The sequence below is a fragment of the Rhodococcus sp. ACT016 genome (genome assembly GCF_050477185.1).
Taxonomy (GTDB): domain Bacteria; phylum Actinomycetota; class Actinomycetes; order Mycobacteriales; family Mycobacteriaceae; genus Prescottella.
Genome location: NZ_JBEAET010000001.1, coordinates 1,200,824 through 1,223,412, shown reverse-complemented (window position 1 = coordinate 1,223,412; position 22,589 = coordinate 1,200,824). Strand labels below are relative to the sequence as shown.

At 68.3% G+C, this 22,589-nt stretch carries 21 protein-coding genes; 8 read left to right on the top strand and 13 right to left on the bottom strand.

Annotation, left to right across the window (positions count from 1 at the left end; all coding sequences use genetic code 11):
- Nucleotides 1–230: 230 nt before the first annotated feature.
- Both ACQ5DX_RS05805 and ACQ5DX_RS05800 read right to left on the bottom strand, forming a co-directional pair.
- The gene (locus ACQ5DX_RS05805; protein WP_430335556.1) at nucleotides 231–2,024 is read right to left on the bottom strand and encodes an AMP-dependent synthetase/ligase; all 1,794 of its coding nucleotides are present in this window, start codon (nucleotides 2,022–2,024) and stop codon (nucleotides 231–233) included.
- Nucleotides 2,017–2,496, bottom strand: a complete 480-nt coding sequence (locus tag ACQ5DX_RS05800) for a MarR family winged helix-turn-helix transcriptional regulator (protein ID WP_430331720.1) — start codon at nucleotides 2,494–2,496, stop codon at nucleotides 2,017–2,019. The genes ACQ5DX_RS05805 and ACQ5DX_RS05800 overlap by 8 nt, the downstream gene beginning before the upstream one ends.
- A gap of 131 nt (nucleotides 2,497–2,627) precedes the next feature.
- Between ACQ5DX_RS05800 and ACQ5DX_RS05795 the strand changes: the two genes are divergently transcribed.
- Nucleotides 2,628–2,891 (top strand): chorismate mutase, encoded by a 264-nt coding sequence (locus ACQ5DX_RS05795; protein WP_430331719.1) that lies wholly within the window; start codon nucleotides 2,628–2,630, stop codon nucleotides 2,889–2,891.
- Between the two features lie 102 nt (nucleotides 2,892–2,993).
- Here ACQ5DX_RS05795 and atzF read toward each other — a convergent pair whose 3' ends face one another.
- Complete coding sequence (gene atzF / locus ACQ5DX_RS05790) at nucleotides 2,994–4,715, bottom strand: allophanate hydrolase (RefSeq protein ID WP_430331718.1); 1,722 nt, start codon at nucleotides 4,713–4,715, stop codon at nucleotides 2,994–2,996.
- Between the two features lie 224 nt (nucleotides 4,716–4,939).
- Here atzF and ACQ5DX_RS05785 point away from each other — a divergent pair, with 224 nt between their 5' ends.
- The 4 genes from ACQ5DX_RS05785 (at nucleotide 4,940) to ACQ5DX_RS05770 (ending at nucleotide 8,417) form a co-directional block, all read left to right on the top strand.
- On the top strand, nucleotides 4,940–5,575 hold the full coding sequence (locus tag ACQ5DX_RS05785; protein ID WP_430331717.1) for a DUF4232 domain-containing protein: 636 nt from the start codon (nucleotides 4,940–4,942) through the stop codon (nucleotides 5,573–5,575).
- Between the two features lie 50 nt (nucleotides 5,576–5,625).
- The gene (locus tag ACQ5DX_RS05780) at nucleotides 5,626–6,765 is read left to right on the top strand and encodes a T3SS (YopN, CesT) and YbjN peptide-binding chaperone 1 (protein WP_430331716.1); all 1,140 of its coding nucleotides are present in this window, start codon (nucleotides 5,626–5,628) and stop codon (nucleotides 6,763–6,765) included.
- Nucleotides 6,766–6,941: 176 nt separating this feature from the next.
- The gene (locus ACQ5DX_RS05775) at nucleotides 6,942–7,469 is read left to right on the top strand and encodes an excalibur calcium-binding domain-containing protein (RefSeq protein ID WP_430331715.1); all 528 of its coding nucleotides are present in this window, start codon (nucleotides 6,942–6,944) and stop codon (nucleotides 7,467–7,469) included.
- Nucleotides 7,470–7,730: 261 nt separating this feature from the next.
- Nucleotides 7,731–8,417 (top strand): SDR family NAD(P)-dependent oxidoreductase, encoded by a 687-nt coding sequence (locus tag ACQ5DX_RS05770; protein ID WP_430331714.1) that lies wholly within the window; start codon nucleotides 7,731–7,733, stop codon nucleotides 8,415–8,417.
- 380 nt (nucleotides 8,418–8,797) lie between these two features.
- Here ACQ5DX_RS05770 and ACQ5DX_RS05765 read toward each other — a convergent pair whose 3' ends face one another.
- On the bottom strand, nucleotides 8,798–8,962 hold the full coding sequence (locus tag ACQ5DX_RS05765) for a hypothetical protein (protein ID WP_430331713.1): 165 nt from the start codon (nucleotides 8,960–8,962) through the stop codon (nucleotides 8,798–8,800).
- Nucleotides 8,963–9,443: 481 nt separating this feature from the next.
- Here ACQ5DX_RS05765 and ACQ5DX_RS05760 point away from each other — a divergent pair, with 481 nt between their 5' ends.
- Nucleotides 9,444–10,262 (top strand): SDR family NAD(P)-dependent oxidoreductase, encoded by an 819-nt coding sequence (locus ACQ5DX_RS05760; RefSeq protein ID WP_430331712.1) that lies wholly within the window; start codon nucleotides 9,444–9,446, stop codon nucleotides 10,260–10,262.
- A gap of 81 nt (nucleotides 10,263–10,343) precedes the next feature.
- Here ACQ5DX_RS05760 and ACQ5DX_RS05755 read toward each other — a convergent pair whose 3' ends face one another.
- The 8 genes from ACQ5DX_RS05755 to ACQ5DX_RS05720 all read right to left on the bottom strand — a co-directional run bounded on the left by ACQ5DX_RS05755 (nucleotide 10,344) and on the right by ACQ5DX_RS05720 (nucleotide 19,412).
- The gene (locus ACQ5DX_RS05755) at nucleotides 10,344–11,102 is read right to left on the bottom strand and encodes a TetR/AcrR family transcriptional regulator (RefSeq protein WP_430331711.1); all 759 of its coding nucleotides are present in this window, start codon (nucleotides 11,100–11,102) and stop codon (nucleotides 10,344–10,346) included.
- 141 nt (nucleotides 11,103–11,243) lie between these two features.
- Nucleotides 11,244–11,819 (bottom strand): TetR family transcriptional regulator, encoded by a 576-nt coding sequence (locus ACQ5DX_RS05750; RefSeq protein WP_430335555.1) that lies wholly within the window; start codon nucleotides 11,817–11,819, stop codon nucleotides 11,244–11,246.
- Nucleotides 11,820–11,877: 58 nt separating this feature from the next.
- Nucleotides 11,878–12,753, bottom strand: coding sequence for an SDR family NAD(P)-dependent oxidoreductase (locus ACQ5DX_RS05745; RefSeq protein ID WP_430331710.1), 876 nt, complete (start codon nucleotides 12,751–12,753; stop codon nucleotides 11,878–11,880).
- Entirely contained in the window at nucleotides 12,750–14,978 is a 2,229-nt protein-coding gene (locus ACQ5DX_RS05740) for an acyl-CoA dehydrogenase (RefSeq protein ID WP_430331709.1), read from the bottom strand. The genes ACQ5DX_RS05745 and ACQ5DX_RS05740 overlap by 4 nt, the downstream gene beginning before the upstream one ends.
- A gap of 6 nt (nucleotides 14,979–14,984) precedes the next feature.
- The gene (locus ACQ5DX_RS05735) at nucleotides 14,985–15,848 is read right to left on the bottom strand and encodes an amidohydrolase family protein (protein ID WP_430331708.1); all 864 of its coding nucleotides are present in this window, start codon (nucleotides 15,846–15,848) and stop codon (nucleotides 14,985–14,987) included.
- Nucleotides 15,845–16,705: an SDR family NAD(P)-dependent oxidoreductase gene (locus ACQ5DX_RS05730; protein WP_430331707.1), complete on the bottom strand. Its 861-nt coding sequence runs from the start codon at nucleotides 16,703–16,705 to the stop codon at nucleotides 15,845–15,847. Before ACQ5DX_RS05730 ends, ACQ5DX_RS05735 begins: the two co-directional genes overlap by 4 nt.
- Nucleotides 16,702–17,937: an amidohydrolase family protein gene (locus ACQ5DX_RS05725; RefSeq protein WP_430331706.1), complete on the bottom strand. Its 1,236-nt coding sequence runs from the start codon at nucleotides 17,935–17,937 to the stop codon at nucleotides 16,702–16,704. Before ACQ5DX_RS05725 ends, ACQ5DX_RS05730 begins: the two co-directional genes overlap by 4 nt.
- Before the next feature lie 242 nt (nucleotides 17,938–18,179).
- Nucleotides 18,180–19,412 (bottom strand): DegT/DnrJ/EryC1/StrS family aminotransferase, encoded by a 1,233-nt coding sequence (locus ACQ5DX_RS05720; RefSeq protein WP_430331705.1) that lies wholly within the window; start codon nucleotides 19,410–19,412, stop codon nucleotides 18,180–18,182.
- A 392-nt stretch (nucleotides 19,413–19,804) separates the two neighbouring features.
- On the opposite strand from ACQ5DX_RS05720, the gene ACQ5DX_RS05715 reads away from it, so the two are divergent.
- Nucleotides 19,805–20,386 carry a TetR/AcrR family transcriptional regulator gene (locus ACQ5DX_RS05715; RefSeq protein ID WP_430331704.1) on the top strand — a complete coding sequence of 194 codons (582 nt, stop codon included), beginning with the start codon at nucleotides 19,805–19,807 and terminating at the stop codon, nucleotides 20,384–20,386.
- A gap of 45 nt (nucleotides 20,387–20,431) precedes the next feature.
- Nucleotides 20,432–21,364, top strand: coding sequence for a pyridoxal 5'-phosphate synthase lyase subunit PdxS (gene pdxS / locus ACQ5DX_RS05710; RefSeq protein WP_430331703.1), 933 nt, complete (start codon nucleotides 20,432–20,434; stop codon nucleotides 21,362–21,364).
- A gap of 13 nt (nucleotides 21,365–21,377) precedes the next feature.
- Here the strand turns inward: pdxS and ACQ5DX_RS05705 are convergent, their stop codons facing one another.
- Nucleotides 21,378–22,553 (bottom strand): hypothetical protein, encoded by a 1,176-nt coding sequence (locus ACQ5DX_RS05705; RefSeq protein ID WP_430331702.1) that lies wholly within the window; start codon nucleotides 22,551–22,553, stop codon nucleotides 21,378–21,380.
- Between the last annotated feature and the right edge of the window lie 36 nt (nucleotides 22,554–22,589).

The following is a 22,589-nucleotide window of genomic DNA, read 5'->3' as shown; positions in this document are numbered from 1 at the left end:
GCAAACGACCCTTCACGTCCAACCTCAGACTGAACAAACAGGCGACCGAAGAGCGGATATTCTCCAATGCCGGACGTGAGAGTAGCGCGTCGAGACCACCCAATCAGCGCGATTGGACGTACTGGGCGAAATGCCAGCAATGCGCCGATCGGGGCAGGAATCGGCGCCGGGCCCGATCACCTCCGCCGGCCCACCGGCGTGGGGCGGATCGGGCCAGGTCGGACGGCGGTTCAGCGCCCCCGGTAGATCGACTCGATCTGGGCTGCGTAGCGCTCGGCCACGACGTTCCGCTTGATCTTCAACGTCGCGGTGAGCTCGCCGGCTTCCTCGGTGAGGTCAGTCGGCAGGATCTCGAAGCGTTTGATCGCCTCCGCGTGGGACACCGTCGAGTTCGCGTCGTCGATCACGGACTGCAGGGCCGCGCGGAGATCGGGGTCGGTCGCGAGGTCGGCGACGGTGGCCGACGCGGGCTTGCCGTTGGCGGCCTTCCAGTTCTCGAACGGTTCGGGATCGAGGGTCAGCAGCGCCCCGATGAACGGTCGGCCGTCGCCCACCACCACGGCCTGCGAGATCAGGACGTGCGATCGCAGTCGGTCCTCGAGCGGCCCCGGCGAGACGTTCTTGCCGCCGGCGGTCACGAGTAGGTCCTTCTTCCGGCCCGTCAGCGTCAGATAGCCGTCGTCGTCGAGCTCACCGAGATCGCCGGTGCGGAGCCAACCATCGCGAAGTGTTGCGGCAGTCGCGGTCTCGTTTCCCCAGTAGCCATCGAACACGACGCCGCCGTGCAGCTCGATCTCACCGTCGTCGGCGATCCTGACGGTGTTGCCCCCCATCGGCCTTCCGACCGACCCGATCTTCTGCTGCCCGGGAATGTTGACACAATGGGCCGCAGTCGATTCCGTCAGTCCGTAGCCCTCGTAGATGGGGATACCGGCGCCGCGGAAGAAATGCCCCAGCCGCGGCATTAGGGCGCCACCGCCGGAGATCGCCCACCAGCACTCGTCGCCGATCGCGGCACGCAACTTCTTGTAGACGAGGCGGTCCGCGACGGCGTGGTAGAGCTTCAGTCGCAGCGACGGGCCGCCGGCGTCGAGCGCCTCGCTGTAGGCGACCGCGGTGGTTTCGGCGAACACGAAGACGGCCTGCGGGATTCGGCCGCCCTTCTCCGCGGCGTGCGCCGCGCTGTCGCGGACCTTCTCGAACACGCGCGGCACCCCGAGGATCACGTGGGGGCGGAACCGCTGGAACTGCCCGGCGACGGTGCCGAAGTTGGACCAGTGCGCCTGCGTCCCGCCGGCCACGAACATCGCGAGCGAGACCGCGCGCGCCAGCACGTGCGCCAGCGGCAGGAAGGTCAGCATCCGATTCCCCGGACGGGCCACCTCGCCGATCGACGCCGAGAGGATTCCGCGGACCTCGGACAGGAAGTTCCGGTGGGTAAGGATGCAGCCCTTCGGGCGTCCGGTCGTGCCCGACGTGTAGACCAGCGACGCGAGATCGTCGGTGCGGATGCCGGACACGCGTTCGCGGATCACGTCGTCGTCGAGCCCGGCGCCCTCGGCGATCAACTTCTCGACGGCTCGGTCCTCGATCTGCAGCAATCGCGAGAGGCGACCCTGAACACCGTCGAACCCCGCTGCGTGCGTGGCGTTTTCGACGATCGCGAGCACCGCCCCTGAGTCCTCCATGATCCACCGGATCTGCTCGGGCGACGAGGAATCGTAGATCGGCACCGACACCGCACCGGCAGCCCAGATCGCGAAGTCGAACAGCGTCCACTCGAACCGCGTGGGCGAGAGCAGTGCCACCCGACCCCCCGGCTGCACCCCGGCCGCGACGAGACCCTTCGCGACACCCGTGACCAGGTCGGCGAACTCCGTGGCGTCCACGTCCACCCACGCACCGCCGCGCGGCCGGGAGAACAGCACCAGGTTCGGAGTGCGGCGCGCGTGTTCGAACACGGTGTGGACGATCGACTCGTCTTCGGCGACGGTGAAACGGGCGGGGGTGCCGTACTCACGCATGTGCGTCATCTCCAACTCGAGCGGTGGCGTCGTGGGCGTCCGTCGGGACCGGTGCGTCACGGAACCGACGCAGGGTGCGAGCGAACTGAGCGATCTCGTCAGGTGTCCATCCGCGCACCCGGGTACGGACCTCGTCGAACCGTCTCCGATCCGCATCGGCGAGCACGGCCACACCCTCCGCGGTCAACCGCAACGGGTACCCGTTCCGCACCGTGCCGGGCTCGGTTCGCACCCATCCGGCCTCGAGGCATCCGCGCAACTGACGGGAGACGGTCGACCGGTTGACTCCGAAGGCGTCGGAGATGTCGGTCGCCCGGCACCCCGGGTGGCGGGCGACGAACGAGAGCACCGAGTGCTGGGCGAACGACGGCCCGCCTTCGATGTCGCGTCCCCCGGTGACCAACTCGCGTGCCAGCTGGACCAGCTCGGCATGCACCGCGGCCACGTCATCGACCGCCAGTTCGTGTTGCACAGTGCAACTATACGCCTCCGATCGAAATCGGCGGCGATCACGTACCGGACGTAACGTGTAGTCCGCTGCTGCGACTAACTAAGAGACAGCGTCGCAATTGCGCCGTTGCCACCGAGACTCGAGGAGACGATGTGACCGTTCGGACCGAATCGTTCGCCGTCCACACCGCCGGATCGTCCCGGAGTGCCGACGCAGCCATGCTCAACCGCCTCGAGCAGGAGATCGTCGACCTGGACGCACTGATCCTGGCTGCCGTGCGCCGACGCAGCGACATCGCCCGCGGCCTCGCGTCGACCCACCGTGACGCGGCGCAGTCGCGCTTCGACGACCTCGGCCCGGACGGTCCCGCCTTCGACCGAATGCTCGACCGGCTGAGTGCCGCCGACGAGCGGTAGCGACGCACACCCCGACGAAACGAGCCGCCTGCGTTCCGTGACATCCGTCACGTGAACGCAGGCGGCTCGGCCCATTTCGAGGCTTCGACCGGTCGGCAACCGTCACGCCAGAGCCCCGGAGAGGAACGAACGCCACCCGCCGAAGTCGGTGATGTCGACGCCCGTCGCAGCCGCGGCCGGAGTGCAGGTGAAGCCGACGGCGGTGGTCCCGTCCGCGAGGGTCATGGCGGTCAGCGCCATCGGCGCCGGCAGCGCGGCCAGGAACGCGCCGAGCCCGGCCGGAGAGATGCGGTACAACTCCCCCGGCAGCGAGCGTCCCGCGCCGCCCGGCACGTGTACCAACCCCGGCTTGGGCGGCTTCGAATCCAAGCGCACCATCAGGTAGTCGTCCGTGGTCGACACCGGTCGCTCGAACCGGGCCCCCAGAGCCTGCAACTGGTGATGCAGCGGCTGACCACGCAGATGGGCCCCGAACACCGCGAGCCGCACACCCACCTCCGGAGCCAGAACGGCGGTGTCGCTGCCGGCGAGGCGGGCGGCGATGTCGAGCGCAACCTGATCACCGAACGCCGCCGTCACGGTCATGACACCGAACGATTCCCCGGGCCCGCCGACTGCGGGCACCGCGACGGACGCCATGTCGAGCAGGTTGCAGAAGTTGGTGAACGTGCCGAGCCGCCGATTGGTCTCGACCGTGTCGGCAAGCACGTCCTCGACGAGTGGATGCTCGGTCGTGGTGGGCAGCAACAGCGCGTCGACGTCGGCGAACAGCGCGGCGGCGTGGTGCTTGGCGGTCACCAGGATGCCTGTGTCGTGGACGAATTCGTGCGCCGGCTTGTGCGCGGCAGCGCGGACGATGGCTTCGACGGTGGGGTCCAGGGTGGCGTCCGGGTGCGCGACGACGAAGTCCCCGACAGCGTCGAACCGCTCGGCGACCAACGCGCCGTCGTAGAGCAGTCGCGCCGCCTCGAGCAGGGGTGCGACGTCGACACGCACCAGCTCCATCCCGGATTCGGTCGCGAGGTCCACGGTCGCGGCGAAGCTGCGCCGGTAGCTGTCCGAGAGCACCTCCAACTGCGCGTCGATCGGCACACCGACCCGGGGACGCGCCGGCGCGGACAGCACCACGTCGGCCGGCCACGTCCGACTGCGCGGGTCCGCCGCGTCGGGTCCGATCATGATCGACATCACCCGCCCGGCGAGGGCGACGGTCGGCGCCAGCACCGTGACGCAGTCGAAGTCGGCACACGCCGGCACGACCCCGAGCGTGGGCACCAACCCGATCGTCGGCTTGATCCCGACGACGCCGTTGAACGCCGCCGGCACCCGGCCCGACCCCGCGGTGTCGGTGCCGAGCGCGAAATCCACGAGCCCGAGTCCGACCGCCGCACCGGACCCCGAGCTGGACCCGCCCGCCACACGCTCGGGATACTGTGCGGCACGGACGATTCCGTACGGACTGCGAGTACCGACCAGCCCCGTGGCGAACTGATCGAGGTTGGTCTTGCCGAGCACCACCGCACCGGCGGCCGACAGGCGCGTCACCGCCGGCGACGAGACCTCCGGTATGTAGGCGAATTCCGGGCAGGCCGCCGTGGTCGGCAGCCCGGCGACATCGATGTTGTCCTTGACCGCGAACACCGTTCCGGCGAGGGGCAGCACCTCGCCCGCGGCGATCCGCGCCTCGACCCGGGCCGCGTCGGCGAGGGCGTCGACCTCTGCGCGCAACCGGATCCAGACCTCCGGTCGACCGCACGCCGCGATCCGCGCGTAGGCCGCGCGCACGCTGTCGGTCGGGTTGGGGGTCTCGAGTGTCGTCGTCATCGTCGACCGCCTTCTCACATGGACCGAAGACAACGGTCCAACCGTGTGTATACGTCGCCGTTTACGCTAGGTCGGCCGGTGTTACGTGCGGGCTACGCGGCGTGACGATCTCGTGTCGATCGACCCGGACGAAAGAGACTTTGCGCGACGAACTGATCAGCGGAGTCACGGAAAGCGTGCGATATTCACGAGGAGACCTGCCGCCGATCCCGGGGAGCACCAGCATGAATCGACAGTCATTCGCATTCCGCGGTCTGGGGATACTTGCAGCGGCCGCCGCCCTGACTGCGGCCGGCTGCAGCACGGACAAGAACGGAACCCCGGAGCCGTCTCCGGCCGCCGGCTCGGCCCCGCCGGCCACGACGGCGGCGCCGGCGGCCGCAACCTCGATCAACGCGACCTCGCCCGATTCGACGGTCAACGCCGCCGCCCACCCCGACGGCTGCGCGGTGAGCGAACTTCGGCTCACCCTCGGCCAGACGCAGGGAGCGGCAGGCTCGACGGAACTTCCGCTGGTGTTCACGAACGTCGGTGGACGGACGTGCGTGCTCGACGGCTTCCCCGGCGTCTCCTACGTCCAGGGCGGCCCCGACGGCGCCCAGGTTGGTGCCGCCGCCACGCGGTCCGGGGAGTCGGACGGCGCGGTGTCCCTCGCACCGAACGGCACCGCGACAGCGATGGTGCGCGCCGTCAACGTCGAGAACTACCCGGCCGACACCTGTGCCCCGACCGATGTCGCCGGCCTGCGCGTCTACCCGCCCAACGACACCGGCTCGATCTTCGTCCCGTATCCGACGAAGGGGTGCTCCGGAACGGCTGAGGGACTGAACCAGCTGTCGGTCCAGACCGTCAGTGCCTGATCGGACCGCCTCTTCCAGCGCCTCCCCACCGGCGCGATACCGTATCTACTGTGTCCGAGTTCTCGAGCAGGTCCGCCAGTGGCGACTTCGACGGAGCGATCGAAGACGCCTGGGGCTCCTATCGGGCGCACCTCGCCGACCGGATCGCAGCGATCGTCGTCGACGACCAGCTGGTAATCGAGACCACGTGCGAAACCGACGAGGCGGACGGCCGCGTGCCGTTCGTCCAGTGCCAACTGGTCGCCGGGCCTGACGGCCCCGTCGTCCGCTGCGAGATCCCCGCCGCCCTGCACTTGCCCCCACGTCGACGACTGTCCGACGCGGACCGCACGCGGCTGCTGGCGCATGGCTGGACACCCCCACCAGCCGCCGCCGAACCCAGTCTGTTCGCCGAGTTCGGCGAAGACGACGAGCCCACCTTGGTCGTCGAGAAGGCCGCGCGGTGGGCCGACCTGCTCGCGGCGATGACCGTGTCGGTATTCCGGGACACGTGGGACGTCCCGCACCCCAGCTTCCTCGCCCTCCACCACCTCGGCGCCGACGGCGCACCCGACCCCACCCAGCCCGGGGGCGTCGCGCCCCGACCGGTCGCACTCGACCGGCACGTGGCGATCAGGCCGCGCGACACCGAGCACCTGCGCGAGGTGATCGCCTCGACCCTGGCCGACATGTCCGGCCAGGTCCCGGAACGGGACTCCGACGGCGACATCGTCCTGCGGTTCGGTTCCGCTCTGGCGCTCGTGATCGCGAACGAGAGCACCCCCGAGGTGCAACTGTGGGCGCCGCTGGTGCGCGACATCAGTGGTCGCACTCGCGCATCCGAGTTGATCTCCGACCTCAACCGGCGCTGGCCGTACCTGCGCTTCGCGCTGTACGAGGATCGTCTACGGGTCATGATCGACATGCTCGCCGACCCGTTCGTGCCCCAGCACCTCGTCGACATGGTCGAACACCTGGGGGACTTCCTCAGCGGGGTGGACGAGGAGTTCGCCACCCACTTCGGCGGCAAGTTGCACTTCCCGACCGCCACGCCCGCCACCATCGGTGACGCGCCGGAGACGCCTGCGGAGAAGGCCTCCGAAAAGCTCGAATCCGATCGAGACGTTTTGTCGGACAACCAGCCCGAACACTCTCTCCCCATCGAGGAACCGATCCAGCCGTCACTGTTCGACGACCTCGACGACCAGTAGGGCTCGTCGGCACCGCGCGCACAGTCACTGCTCGCCAGGGAGCTTATACAGCACCACAAGACCATTCCGAGGTCGAATCGAAAAACACCGACCAGGTGGTTTTCCTCCATATCGAGGCTGTCAGAATCGGCGGAACCTCGTCCATCCGGACGTTGTCATCCATCGAGAGAGGTGTCATGAAGGCCCGCAGTTTCGTCATCGGTGTCATCGGATGTGCAGCGCTCGTCACCGCGGTTCCCGCCGCGGCGCAGGCGTCGACCGTCCACGATTTCCTGCCGCCGGAAGTTGCCAACGCGATCCCCCAGTTCGTCGCCGATGCGGTTCAGCCGCTGCTTCCGCCGGCACCGGGAACGCCGATGCGGGCTGCAACGCTCCGCGATTACCTGCCCGTCGAGATCGCGAATCTCGTTCCCACCGGTTCGGCCGACGCAATCGGAACGATCCTTCCGCCTGTTCCCGTACCAGTTCCAGCAGCACCCGCGCCCAGGCCCGCGCCGGCGCCCGCACCCGCACCTGCTCCGGCTCCCGCGCCTCGGGGTACTCCCCAGCCCGCTCCCGCACCTCAGGCTCCCGCGCCGCGCCCGCAGGCCTACTACAAGAACTGCACCGAGGCGCGTCAGGCGGGTGTCACTCCGATCTACCGAGGACAGCCTGGGTACGCGCAGCACCTCGATCGGGACAACGACGGAATCGCCTGCGAGTAGGTCGCGTTCGTCCCGCGCGCAGAGCCGCATCCCGCGCGCACAATCGTGCCCGCAGGACGTCCGTTCCCGCGCGGGACAACCCGACCGGACGCGACGTGTCCTCGCCCGAGCAGAGCGGTATGGCTGCTTGCAGCGCACGCGTTCTGCTGCGATCATGACCAGAGTTCGCGTCGTCCGCAGTGGACGAGTTCCTCGACCTCCTGTTCAGCGGTCCCGCCTACGTCCTACGACCGCTGAGCCGAACCAGCGAAGGAGATTCCGATGACGGGAACTGCATTGGTCACCGGCGGCACGGGCGCCCTCGGCGTCCACGTCACCAACCACCTACTGTCCCTCGGCTGGCGGGTCGTCGTGCCATTCATCGAGCCGTCCGAGGCAGCGCGGCTCGACCAGCACGATCGACTCGCCCTGGTCCGGTGCAACGTGGCAGTTCCGGTGGAACTGGCCGAGGCTGTCGCGGTCGCCGCGGCGGATCCGGACTCGCCCCTGACGGCACTGGTCAATCTCGTCGGGGGCTTCGAGTCGGGACCTCGCACCCACGAGGCCGACGCCGAGGCGATCGACCGCCAGTTGGATCTCAACGTCCGCACCACGTACGCGGTCCTGCGTGAGTCACTGCCGCATTTGATCGCCAACGGCGGCGGCTCGGTGGTGTCGATGTCGTCCGGCGCGGCCCTGAAGCCGTTCCCGGGCGGCACCGCGTACAGCACGTCCAAGGCCGCGGTGCTCGCTCTCGCCGAGTCGATCGCCGTCGAGTACAAGAAGGACCACATCCGATCGAACGCCCTGCTGCCGGGGGTGATCGACACGCCCGCGAACCGCGCCGCGATGCCGAACTCCGACCGGGCGAACTGGGTCGATCCGGCCGACATCGCGAAGGTGATCGCGTTCCTCCTCTCGGACGACTCCACCCCGATCTCGGGTGCCGCTATCCCCCTGGGACTCTGACAACCGAGAGCCTCGAACCGGGTGCGGGTCCGCTCCACCGGGAAGTAACCCGCCGGGATGATCACGTCGGCTCCGTCGGCGTTCGCGTACGCGGACGTACGGCCGTTCTCTCCTCACGATCGACACTCCCGATTCGACGTAGTGAAATCACGTTCCACCGACCATGCACTCGTTGCAGACCCAAAGCAATACCATTTGGCAGTCGATCCGGGCACTCTGTGTAGATACGAATGGAACATGATTCTACTCATCGCCCGCGCCCGATACCGTCGACGGGATTCCCGCAGGTGACGTCGGCTGCCGACTCGCTCGCCGACGACCGGGCCGGGATTCCAAATCGCGCCCGCGAGGACAGCCGCTTTGGAACTTCGCCGAATCACCTAGAACATGCCCGAATCCTCGATCTCGGCCTGGACCAGCAGGATCAACTGCCAGATTGTGCGTGCGGTGCCGACAGGATCCGTCGGAGTGACCGGCCAATCGGCGACTGTCGTCCACTCGCCCGACGTCAGCCGGACGGCACGGACGAAGTCACCAGCAGTCACTTCCACGACAGTGAAGATCAGGCACTGGCTACCTTTGCGCCACACCAAGTCTCCATCGTCAAGACTGATACTGTCTTCCGGATTCGCGACGTCACCGAGCCGACCGGTGCGCGCCTGGTAGGCAGTGGCCACGGCGACCAGTGACCGACGGTGCCGTTCATCCATCCGACGGTGCACAGGCAACGCGCAGCATCGGTCGGCGCGCCAGGCGTAGTGCGGTTCACTCCGATTCACCACTCTCTTGAACTCGATCATCCGTATCTCCACTCGTTCGACACATCGTCGCCGACCGCACCGCCCCACCGCGCTGGAACTAGCTGCAGCAGTGGACTATTGACGCCTTGATTCGTATCAGCCTGCGGGCCGCCCCGTCAGCACGACGGTCGGGACAGGGTCCGGTCGACCCCTTGCACTCACTAACTGAACAATGTTTAGCTTTAGATGCAAGCTACCGCAACGACATACGAAGGCGAGGCAACAGATGACTGCGCGACTCGACGGGAAGACCGCCTACATCACCGGCGCAGGAAGCGGCATCGGTGAAGCGACCGCAGAGCTCTTCGCCCGCGAGGGCGCCGCGGTTGCCGTGGCAGACATAGACACCCAGGCCGCCGAAAAGGTCGCCGCACGGCTCCGCGCCGACGGCGCCGAAGCCATCTCCCTCACTGTCGACGTCGCCGACGAAGAGCAGACCCGCGCCAGCATCCAGGCCACCGTCGACGCGTTCGGAGGTCTCGACGTGGTACATCTCAACGCCGGAGCGGCGGCGGCCGACGACCATGACGTCGTCAGCACGCCCGACTCCGCATGGGAACTGGCCTTCCACGTCAACCTGATGGGCGTGGTCTACGGCACCCGGCACGCCATCCCGCACCTCGTAGCGCGAGGCGGGGGCAATATCGTGATCACGTCGTCCATGCAGGGTGAGACCGGTGATATCAACCGCGTCGCCTACGGGTCGATCAAGGCAGCCGTCACCTCGCTGACCCGATTCATCGCCACCACCCACGGCCGCCAAGGCATCAACGCCAACGCGATCTTTCCCTCGCTGGTTCTCTCCAAGGGCGCAGCACCGCAATTCCCTGGCGCACTGCGCGATGCGGTCGTGCGCCACCAGACCACGGACCGGCTCACCGAGCCCGAGGACGTGGCCAACCTTGCACTGTTCCTCGCCACCGACAGCTCCCAGGCCATCCGCGGGCAAGCCATCCGGATCGACGCGGGGATGACGGCGATGGGCTCGCCTTCCCCGGACCTGGCCGATGCCATCGCCGCCTTGTTCGCCGGCGGCGCGTCCTGACCGGCGGCGGCAACGCTCACATCACGCCATGCGTCTCGTAGCGCGGTGCGCGTGCGGTCTTGAACGTCCCAGTGCTCCAGCTCAATCCGCTACTGGAGCCTGGGATCGTGCCCCGAGCGCGGCACGCAGCTCGCGCTCCACTTCGGTGTCGGCGATTTGTGTCGGACCGTCTCCTCGCGCGGTGCCGACCAGGCCTACCAGGACACCGTCGGCCAGCTGGAGGATGTAGTCGACGAACTGCTCGGGTGCGGGCGCTGCGCCCGCCGCAGCTCCGCCTTCACCCTCGTCGGCTACCGGGCGGAACGGGAGGACCTGCTGCACCGCGACGATGCCGTGCAGAGCCATCCAAAGAGTCTGCGCGGTCTGCAGTACCGGGAGCCGCAATGGATACCCCTCCTCCCGGCACTGGGCCACACCGCGAGTGAGGACGTCGGTAACCCGCGTCGCCGGGTGGATGTGCGGACCGGGAGCGCCCGCAATGGGCTGCTGCATCTCGAACATGAGCCGGTACGGGCCGCGGTTCGCCAGGCCGAACCGGCAGTAGGCATGCGCCAACGCCTCCAGCCGGTCGCGACCGTCCGCTCCGACTCCCGACTCGGCGTCCAGCATGCTCGCGGCCAGTGCATCGAAGTGCCGCGCCAACGACGCCCAGAACAAACTCGCCTTGTCGTCGAAGTGGAGATAGATGGCGCCCGCCGTGACGCCCGCCTCCATGGCCACCCGTCGCATGGTCAGGCCGTCGTACCCGCCTGCCTGCTCCAACAACCGATCGACAGCGTCCAGGATCTCCCCGCGCAGCTGCTGCCCGGTCCCGCGACGGCTCCGTTTCCGCTTCTCCATCTGGCCTACGATCCTTGCACAGAGGCTTCCCTGTCCCGTCAACACCCGTTCTCGGGGCAGTGCTGTCGAGGAGCGTCGAGGATGGTCGGCGAGGCTGCCGTTCGAAGATCGGGTGGATCGTTCGGTTGTCGAGCGTCGCAGCTACGCGTAGTCCCCGAGCACCAGCCGCGACACGTCCTGAACGTTGCGGAGCGCTTCCGGGAACCCGATTCTTCCGGTGGTCCACAGGACCAGCGAGTTGAGCATCGTGCTGCCGATCGACAGCGACGCGAGGCGGGCCAGTTCGGCCGGCACACCGTCCATCAACTCGAACAGCGCCGTCCGGTTGAACGCTGATCGCTCGTCGAGGGTGTCGCGGACGTAGGGGTCGTCCGAGGTCTGCAGTTCCACCTCGAGACGAGCGAAGTTGGGGCCGCGCTGGAACGCCTTCATCTGCCTGGTGTAGAGGTCGATGACCCGCTCGAGAACCGATCCCCGCGCACGACTCCCCGAGGCCTTCTCCTCGGCCAAGCGACCAGCGAGAATCTCGTTCCATGCGATCATCGCCGCAGCGAGCAAGTGTTGCTTGGCCGGGAAGTACCGGTAGAGCGTCCCGAGCGCGACCCCCGACCGTTCGGAGACCTCACGCATCTGGATCCGGTCCGGGCCCGTCTCGGCGAGCATCTCGATGACGGTGTCGAGCAGGTGCCGTCGACGATCGCGCTGCGTGTCGGTCATGTCGTCGGGACTCAGCGGCACGGCAGCGGATTCGGTCACGCGTCCAGCCTAGCGGTCGTCAACCCGCCACCACCTGGTCCGTTGCCGGCGGCACCGGAGCGAGGTGCCCGCCCAGCACGTCGTGCAGTTCGTCCTGACTCCACCGCGAGGCCGACCGAAGACTCACCTCGGCCGTCGGCGCCGACATGACGTCGATCCGATCGCCGTACGCCACCAGGACGCGGCCGGTGATCGGATCGGCCGCCGGAGACGCGAGATAGACCACCAGCGGGGTGATGTGCTCGGCGGACAGCGGATCCTCCCCCGCCTCCGGACCGGGACCGAACACGTCACTCGTCATCTCGGTCCGCGCGCGTGGGCAGATCGCGTTGGCACGCACCCCGAACGCGCCGCACCCGCGCGCCGTCGACATCGTCAGCGCCACGACCCCGGCCTTCGACGCCGCATAGTTGGCGGCTCCCGGCGGCCCGGACGCGTACGCCTCGGACGACGTGTTGACGATGCGCGCGTACACCGGCTCCCCCGTCTCCTTCGCCCGGCGCCGCCAGTGGTCGGTGGCTGCGCGCGTCGTGAGGAACGTGCTGCGCAGATTGACCCGCAGGACGTCGTCCCATTCCTCGGCAGACATGTTGAACACCATGCGATCCCGAATGATGCCGGCGTTGTTCACGAGAATGTCGAGGCGACCGAACGCCTCGACGGCACGCGTGACGAGTCGATCGGCCGTCGACTCGTCACCGACATCACCCAGAACCGTCACGACGTCGCCGCCCGCGCGTCGGATCTCGTCGGCGACGTCGTCGATGCGCTCGCTGCGCGCGTTGATCACCAGGCGCGCACCGGCATCCGCGAGAGCGAGGGCCTCGGCGCGGCCGAGACCCTCGCTTGCGCCGGTGACGACCGCGACGTGACCGTCGAGGAGTCGCGCGCTCATCGCGGCTCCCGGGGCAGCCCCAGGATCTGCTCCGAGATCACGTTGAGCTGGATCTCCAGGGTGCCGCCGCCGATGAGCAGCGACGGCGTCGACAGATAGGCCTTGGCCGCACGACCGCCGCCCGACACGTCCGGGCCCAGGCTGCCCACCGCGGCCTCCGGACCGAACCACTCCAGCACCTGCGCCGCCGCGTCGGTGATGTGCCGTGCCGATGCGGCCTTGAGGGCACTCGCCTCGACGCCGGGGTTCAGTCCGGACAGACGCTTGAGCACACTGCGGTGCGCGAGCGCGTCGAGCGCGCCGGTGGTGGAGGTGATCCGGCCGAGTGCCGGCAGCGCATCGCGCTGACTCCGCGGAACCAGCGCCCGGGCCACCTCGATCGGGTCGAACCGGTGTCCGCCGGCCACCGGCGTGGTGCCCATCGCGACCCGCTCGTTCGCGAGCGTCGTGCGGGCCACCTTCCACCCCTCCCCCGGTGCCCCGACCAGGTCGGCGTCGGGCACGAAGACGCCGTCGAGGATCACCTCGTTGAACATGCTGTCGCCGTTGGCCTCCCGCAACGGCCGCACCTCCACTCCGCGGGCGCTCATGTCGACGAGGAAGAAGCTGATGCCGCGGTGCTTGGGCGCGTCCCGGTCGGTGCGCGCCAGGCAGATACCCCAGTGCGCCTCGTGTGCCTTGGAATTCCACACCTTGCTGCCGTCGATGCGCCAGCCACCGTCCACCTTGGTGGCGGACGTCGTCAGCGATGCGAGGTCGGAGCCGGCGCCCGGCTCGGAGAACAGCTGACACCACACGATCTCGCCGCGCAGAGTGGGTGCGACGAGACGCCCCGTCTGCTCGTCCGTGCCGTACTGGAGGATCGACGGCAGCGCCCACTCCCCGATCACGGTCGTCGGCTGCGCCATCTCCGCGCGGTCGAACTCCTCGGCGATGATGAGCTGCCCTGCGGTATCCGCACCCAGTCCGTACGGTTCGGGGTAGTGCGGAGAGACGAGGCCACGTTCGGCCAGCAACGCGCGGGCCGACACCGGGTCGAGTGCTCCGGCCTCGGCAATTGTCGCGGCGACCCGTGCCCGGAACTCGGGGCGGTCCTCGACTCCGGGTGCCGCGTGCCGCTCGGTCGCCAGCGCCAATTCTCCCGCACGCCTGGTCCATTCGTCCTGCGATCCGCCCAGCGCGAGCAGGCTGACCGCCCGCCGCCAGTACAGGTGGATGTCGTGCTCCCACGTGTTGCCGATGCCGCCGAGCAGGGTCAGGCAGTCCAGGACCACGTCGACGGCCTCGCGGCGGCACACCGTCGCGGCACGAGCCGCGGCCAGCGCCGCCTGCTCCCGGTCCCCGCCGTCCGCGGCCGTCGCGGCCGTCGCGGCCGTCGCGGCCGTCGCGGCGTCCCACACGGCGCTGGTCATCACCTCGACCCGGATGAACAGCTGCGCGCACTTGTGCTTGATCGCCTGGAAGGACCCGATCGGCCGACCGAACTGCTCGCGGATCTTCGCGTAGGCGAGGCTGGTCTCCTGCGCCCACCTGGCGATACCGACGGCTTCGGCGCACTGGAGGACGACCGTGAGTGCCGCGACCTCCTCCGGGAGTGCGCCGAGGATGTGGTCGGCGGGAATCCGCACCTCGGACAGGTGGATCCGTCCGATGTCACGGGTCAGGTCGACGCCTTCCTCGGCCACCCGCCCGACACCGTCCGCGTCGGACGGGACGACGAACCAGACCGGCTTCTCATCGCACTGTCCCGCGAGCACCAGGATGTCCGCGCCGATCCCGCCGAGGATCGGCACGGTTGTGCCCGTCGCGATGACCTCGTCGCCGTCGCCCTCGAGCGTGACGGTCCCGGGTTCGAGACCGCACGCGCCGGTCGCCCCCGCCGCGAAGCGCGGCAGCAGCGCCTTGCGCACGGCGTCGGTGCCGTGCGCCTCGACCACGGCGCTTGCCGTCACCGTCGGGAGTAGCGGGCCGGGGATCAGTCCGTGGCCCGACTGTTCCAGCGCCACCGCCAGTTCCAGCAGCCCCGCGCCGGCGCCGTCGTACTCCTCGGCGATGTGCAGTGACGGAATCCCCATGCCCACCAGTTGTTCCCAGTGGTCCGGCCGCTCACCCCGGGCGAGGTGAGGGAACCGGGTGCGCGTCCGCTCCACCGGTGTCTCCCGCGCGGCGAACCGCGCGAGCGCGTCGGCGAGTGCGTCGTGGTCTGCTCCGATACCGATCGGCATGTCCGATCAACCTTTCAGCTTCAACACCTTGCGGGCGTTCTCGTGCAGGAACTTCGGCCATACCTCGTCCTTGAACGGCACGTGCGGCATGTCGCCGAAGATGCGGTCCAGGGTCAACCCGGCCGGGAAGTAGCCCGCGTAGATGATCTTGTCGGCTCCGCGGGTGTTCGCGTAGTCGACGATCGCCGTCGGGTAGTGCTTGGGCGCGAACGCCGACGTCGAGTAGTAGAGGTTGGGCCACTTGAGCATCAGCTTGACCGCGAACTCCTCCCACGGCTCGCACCCGTGTCGGGTGACGAAGACCAGGTCCGGGAAGTCGAACATCACGTCGTCGATGAGCTCGACGTGCTGGACCGACGACTTGACCCGAGGCCCGGCGATCCCCGCGCACGCGAAGATCGGGATGTCCAGCTCGACGCACTTGGCGTAGATCGGATACATCTGCGGAGCGTTGAGCGCGACCTGCGGGAACGTGCCCGCCGCGAACGAACTCACCGAGACGATGCCGAACTCCTCGTACTCCCGCGTCATTCGGTTCAGCGTGCCCATGATGTCGTTGGGGTCGACCGCGGACCCCTGCGGCACGAACCGGTCCGGGAACATCTTGACCGCGCGCTGCCCCGACTCCTTGGCCATGCTGACCATGCCGATCTCGATGCCGTGCTTGTCCATCTCGTGCAGCGTCACCGAGATCGGATCGTCGGTCGCCAGGTCCGGCACGCCCTTGAACATGTACTGCGCGGGCATGCTGAACTCGTCCCGGCTCTGCCGGTCCTTCGTCTGCCGCGTGATGAAGGCGTACTCGTCGTAGCCGGATTCGCGGAACCCGATGTGCGTGTCGATGATCGGGATGCCGTCGTAGGGCGTCATGCGTTCTGCTCCTTCGCGATCGGCCTGCCCCGGAGATCCCGGGCCGTGATTCTTTCACGTTCGAGGATGTCCAGGCTCGCCTCCACGTTGCCGGTGTACGGCGGAGCGCAGTCGCACAGCCACGTCACCGCCTCGACCATCTCCTCGAGCGACTCGGGAACGAACCACTGGGATCCGACCATGCTCGAAGCCACAGTCATTGCGCCAGCGGTCGCGACGGCGGAGCGGGGACGCACCGCGTTGACGCGGATCCCGGTGCCGTTCAGCTCGGCGGCCAGGCCCGCCGTCATCCGGTCCTGCGCGGCCTTGCTCATGCCGTAGAGGGTGGTGCCGTGGATATCGGCGTCCAGCTCGGTGACGCCGCGTGCCAGCGGTTCGACAGGCCTGATCCGCGCCGTGCCGCTGGTGATGTTGACGATCCAGCCCTCGCCACGTTCGCGCATCCCGGGGATCACCCGCTGTGCAAGGTCCAGCGGCGCATGCACGTTCACCTCGAACGTCAGGTGGGCCCGCTTCGCCGGATAATCCCGCAGCGGCTGGAAGATCGCAGCCGCGGCGTTGTTGACCAGGATGTCGATCGGGCCACCGAGCTGACGCTCGGCCTCCGCCACGATGCGGCCACGGGACTCGGGATCCTCGAGCGCGGCCGGCACGATCACGGCCGTGCCGCCGGCCGACCGAATCAGATGCGCGGTCTCGGCCAGCGTGCCGTCGAACCCGCGATCGGGCTCGTCGACCGTGCGCGCGACGATCGCGACCGCGGCACCCTCCGCCGCCAGCCGCTGCGCGATGCCCGCACCGATACCGCGGCTGGCACCGGTGACGATCGCCCGGCGGCCCTGCAACCGGCCCGTCACGCGCCGAGCTCCGCCTCGAGCTGCTCGGCGAAGGACTCGCGCAGCAGGACGTCGTTGGGATTCTCGGGCAGTTCGGTGAGCGGCCGGGCGACCTCCGACGGCGTGGGCCCGTACTTCGCGGCCAGCGGGGCCAGCGCGTCCAGGTCGAAGTCGTAGAGTTCGGCGGCGTTCTCCGCGAACAGCTTCCGCAGCTCGGTCTCGTCCACGTCGTGCATGACCTGGCGGATGCACTCACGGGTGAACGGGTAAGTGCCCTCGTTGTGCGGGTAGTCGCTGCCCCACATGAACTTGCCCTCGCCGAGGGTGTCACGCGAGGCCATGTCCTGCGCCGACGGCATCGTCGCGCCGACCCAGACGTTGCGGCGGAAGTACTCGCTGGGGCGCAGCGGCAGCTGCTCGTCCTCGCTGTAGAACAGCTCACCGATCCGGCCGGTGCGCTTGACGCGCAGGTCGACGGTGTCGAGTTGGCGCATCAGGTCCGGCGCCCATGCGCAGCCCTGCTCCGACACCGCGAACTTGAGCTTCGGGAACCGTTCGAAGACGCCCGAGAGGATCATCTGCACGAGCGGACGCATCGAGTAGAAGCCGACCTCGTTGATGTACAGCAGCGACGAGGTCTTGTAGCGGCCGTAGTCCGGCAGGCCCGTGCCGGCATGGCTGTTCACCGGGACGCCGAGGTCCTCGCAGACCTTCCACAGCCGGTCGTACTCGGGGTCGTAGAGGGGCTTGACCCACTTGACGTCGGGCGCCAGGTTCGGCAGCAGGATGCCGCCACGCAGACCGTTCTCCTTGATCCACTCGACGTCCTTGACGGCCTCGTCGACGTCATTGAGGAACACCTGTGCGACGCCGGCACGCTGCGCGGGAGCGTCGTTGCAGAAATCCTCGAGCCACCGATTGTGGGCGCGGATGCCGGCGAGGCGCTTCTCGAAGTCCTCCGCCCGCGGCGGGCCCGCCAGCACAGCCGCGCTCGGGAAGAACGGCGGCACCGTGTTGGGGAACAGCACCTCGCCGACGGTGCCGTCGCCCTGCGTCTCCCGCAGTCGACGCTCGCTGTCCCAGTTGCGGGTTCGGCCGTCGTCGACGAGGTCGCGGTACGGGTTCTTGTACCTGCCGCGCCACGCGTCGAACTCCTCGTGCCACTTCGATTCGAGGTACGAGCGGTAGGTGGCGTGATCGGCGCCGGCGTGGCTGTCCGCGGAAATGAGGATGTAGGGCGTTTCGTTCGTCACGATGGACACTCCTGATCAGAGACGCAATGTGAAACCGTGTTCTATACGATTGACTTCGAGGTTAGTGTCGTAGGGTGGAAAGTCAAGCCAGAACCCCAAGATTCTCTAGAACGAGGTTCCATGCATTGCGGAAGCGGGACGCCGGTTGCGCCCAAACGCCACGAGCCCCCGACTCGAAAGTCGGGGGCTCGTGGCGCGGTGGACTCGGCACGCGGGTGGTGAGGCTCCCACCCGGGCCGGTCCTACGACTGGGCGGTCACCGGAGTCGCGAACTTCGACGCGAACGCGTGGATGCTCGCCACCACGTGATCGAGTTCCTCGTCGGTCATGCCGTGGCTCATGCCGAGCGACATCCCACGCTCGAAGACCTCGTCGGCGAAGGGCAGACCGCCCTCCGGGATGCGGTACTCGACGTTCTTCATCATCGGATGGCGCGTGACGTTGCCACTCCACACGGTGCGGGTGTCGATTCCGGCACCCTCGAGCGATTCCTGCAGGTCCGAGCGGGCAAAGCCCGCATCCTCGCGAACCGTGACCGGGTAGCAGAGCCACGCCGTGTAGAAGCCCGCGAGCGGCTTCGGCAGGCGGAACAGCGACGGGTACGCGCCGAACGCCGCCGTGAACGCGTCGAAGATCTCGTGACGACGCTTGTAGTTGACGTCGAGCTTGCTCAGCTGCACCAACCCGAACGCCGAACCCAGCTCGGACGGCTCGAAGTTCCACGGCAGGACGTCGAAGATGAAGTCGTTGTCGTAGGCGACGCCGTCGAGGTCCTCACGGAACACCCGCCCGGTCCGCGCCTGCTCGGAGCCGAAGAGGTGCGGCTCGGACCGGCGACCCCATCGCCGCAGCATCAGACCCTTGTCGCGCAGCTTCTCGTCGTCGAGGCACACCATGCCACCGTTGCCGGCACACGTGATGATGTGCGACATAGCGAAGCTGGTGACGGTGATGTCGGACCGCGAGCCGGTCTTGGTGCCGTGCAGCGTGGTGCCGATGCAGTCGCACGAATCCTCGATGACCTTGAGGCCGTGGCGGTCCGCGATCTCGCGGATGGCATCCCAGTCGGGTGCATTGCCGGCGAGATTGGGAACCAGGATGGCCTTGGTCTTGTCGGTGATCAGCTCCTCGATCTTCGACGCGTCGACGTTGTACGTGTCGGGCTCGACGTCGACGAACACCGGGATCCACCCGCCGCGGACGATCGGCGACACGTCGGTCGAGAACGTCAGCGGAGAGGTGATGACCTCGGAACCCTTGGGCAGGTCGAGCAATTCGAGCGCCAGGTACAGCGCGGACGAACCCGAGTTGCACATCAGGCCGAGCTTCTTGCCGTAGAGGTCGGCGACCCGGCGCTCCATCTCGGCGACGTTCTTGCCGATCTTCAGAGCGAACGGACCACCACGCAACACCTCGAGGCAGGCCTCGATCTCGCGCTCGTCGTGCACACTGCGGGCGTAGACAACCCTGGTCATTGGATCTCCTCGTCGATTTCGGAAAGGGTCCGCGCAGGCGGTTCGCGCGGACATCACGTGGTCTCGCCCCACAAACCGGGCGGAAAGAGCTCGGGCGGGCGCCACATCGATGCGGACACCGCACGACAGCCGCGCAGTCCACCTCGTTCCAGTGGCGCCACCCTCAAACTTGAATAACGTCTATTGAACGTTCATTCAAGGCGAATATAAGCCGGGCGGTTCCGATCGTCAAGACCGCCGCGCCGGAGGCCCGGCGCCACGGATATCCCTAAATCGGCGCGCCGACAACGACGTTCGACTCTGATCGTGGCGCCCGGATCGCACCGCTTTGACGCACCCAGGCCGTCGCGGCTAATGTCGTTGAATGAGTGTTCAAAATGGAAGGGACTGACGTGTCAGCACCCCAAGACAGGAAGTCCGAGATTCTCGACGCGGCCGCAACGCTCTTCGCGGAGCGCGGCATCGCGGGGACCTCGATGCGCGAGATCGGTGACGTGGTCGGATTGAACGCCGGCGCGCTCTACCACTACTTCCGGTCGAAGGGCGCGATCGTCAACGAACTGGTCACCGGGTTCCTCTCGGACCTGCTCGCGAACTATCGGGCGACCGGGCTCGAGCATTTCGAGCCGCGCGCCAGGCTGAAGGCGATCGTCGACGTCTCCCTGGCGATGGGCGCAGTCCGGCCCGACGCGACGAAGGTCTATCACGCGGAGTTCCCCAATCTGCGCAAGCTCCGCGACTTCGCCGCGGCGAATGACCTCGCAGACGAGATCCAGACGATCTGGCTCGACGCCATCGAGGCCGGCAAGGACGCCGGCGTCCTTCGAAAGGACGTCCCCTCCAAGGTGTTCCACCGATTCCTCCGAGACTCGGTGTGGTTCACCGTCTACTGGCGCAAGCCCGACGACCCCTACACACTCGGCGAGCTGTCCGAGGACTGCATCTCGGTGTTCCTCGACGGTATGGCCGTCTGAGCCCTCGCCAAACCCCTCCCCCGATCTACGAAGGACGACACAGCTGTGAGTACCACCGACACCACCCCCACGGGATCATCCGCCGCCGCTTCGCTCCCCCAGGTCGGCACTGCACGCGTCAAGCGGGGCATGGCCGAGATGCTCAAGGGCGGCGTCATCATGGACGTGGTCACCCCCGAGCAGGCCAAGATCGCCGAGGACGCCGGCGCCGTCGCGGTCATGGCCCTCGAGCGTGTGCCCGCCGACATCCGCGCCCAGGGCGGCGTCTCGCGCATGTCCGACCCGGACATGATCGACGGCATCATCGAGGCCGTGTCGATCCCGGTCATGGCCAAGGCCCGCATCGGTCACTTCGTCGAGGCGCAGATCCTGCAGTCGTTGGGCGTGGACTACATCGACGAGTCCGAGGTCCTCACCCCCGCCGACTACGAGAACCACATCGACAAGTTCGCCTTCACCGTCCCGTTCGTCTGTGGCGCCACCAACCTCGGTGAGGCCCTGCGCCGCATCAACGAGGGCGCCGCGATGATCCGCTCGAAGGGCGAGGCCGGCACCGGTGACGTCTCCAACGCCACCACCCACATGCGCAAGATCCGCCAGGAGATCCGCCGCCTGACCTCGCTGCCCGAGGACGAGCTGTACGTCGCCGCGAAGGAACTGCAGGCCCCGTACGATCTGGTCGTCGAGGTCGCCAAGGCCGGCAAGCTCCCGGTCACCCTGTTCACCGCCGGTGGCATCGCGACCCCCGCGGACGCGGCGATGATGATGCAGCTCGGCGCCGAGGGCGTGTTCGTCGGCTCGGGCATCTTCAAGTCCGGCAACCCGGCCGAGCGGGCCGCCGCGATCGTCAAGGCCACCACCTTCTTCGACGACCCGGACGTCCTGGCGAAGGTCTCCCGCGGCCTGGGCGAGGCCATGGTCGGCATCAACGTCGACGACATCCCCCAGCCGCACCGCCTCGCCGAGCGCGGCTGGTGACCTGAATCCGAACCTATTGGACTCCACGCGCGGTCAACGCCGCGATGTCGCCGCCCAGGGTGCTGCGGAAGGTCCCGATGAGCTCCTCGACCCCCCCGAGCTGATCACCGACCTGGTGAGTGTTCTCGGCTGAGATCTCCCGGTTCCCGGAACGCGCGATCAGCTCGTCGATCCGGGTGTCGAGGCTGGTGGCCCACCGCATCGATTCCATCGCACGGAGCTGGATCTCGGCCTGCGCCAACAGATCCCCGATCCGGGCGAGGGCCGCCACCCTGTCCACCAACTGGTCCCACACCGGCGCGAGCGCGTCGCGACGGGACTCCACGTGCTCACGTGCCTCCGGGGTGGAGGCGAGCGCGTCGTCGAGTTCGCCGACGATGCCGTGCAGCGCAACGGTGTCGACGGCGATCTGGGTGAGTTCCTCCGCGAGGTCGAGCTGCGCCCGCTGCATCGCGAAGTGCTCCGAGTGCCACGCCGCGGAACCCTCGATCCGGTCGTACAGCGTGCCGGCCAGGAACAACAGGGTGTCGTAGTGGTCGGCGAACCGGTCGTCGTCGGGTTCCACCGCACGCTCCAACACGTCTGCGGCCCGTCGGCCCACGTCCTGCGCCCTCGTGTGCTCGGACACGCGGGTCACCCGCGACGCCGTGCCCTCGAGCATCGCGTTGCGCAGATCGTGCAGGTGCCGCCGGTGTACCGGCAGCGGCGCCGGGGTCCGAGTCAACGCCCCGAACAGCGCGTCGCGCTGTTCGGGGTCGAGGTGCACTCCGTCGCGGCGGTCCCGGCGGATTGCCCGCACGCCCCCGGCATAGTGCGCGTTCGACATCGTGACCGCCGACCGCAGGCCGTCGAGCCGCTTTCCCAGTTCGGCGGCCCGGTAGCGATACGCCAGCTGCACCGGTCCCGGGCGCTGCGACGCGGACTTGCGCACGATCCGGGCGTGCTCGTCGGCCAACAGGCGCAGGTCGCCGAAGCCGCCGATCGACGGCAGGGTCCGACCTGCGCGGCGACGAGCCGCCAGGATCGCGCGCGTCGTGGCGTCGACCCGTCCGGCCGCGATCAGCACCGCTGCGGCGTCGGACAGCGGCAGGTGCCGACCGTCGAGACGCGCGCGCTCGCACCAGCAGCGGACCTGTTCGTTGATGCGCGCGCGGCGCTCGGACGCGGCGGACGGGTCGGGTGCGGGCATCGTGCCTCCTCGAGGAGCCTTCTGCCCACCACTGTT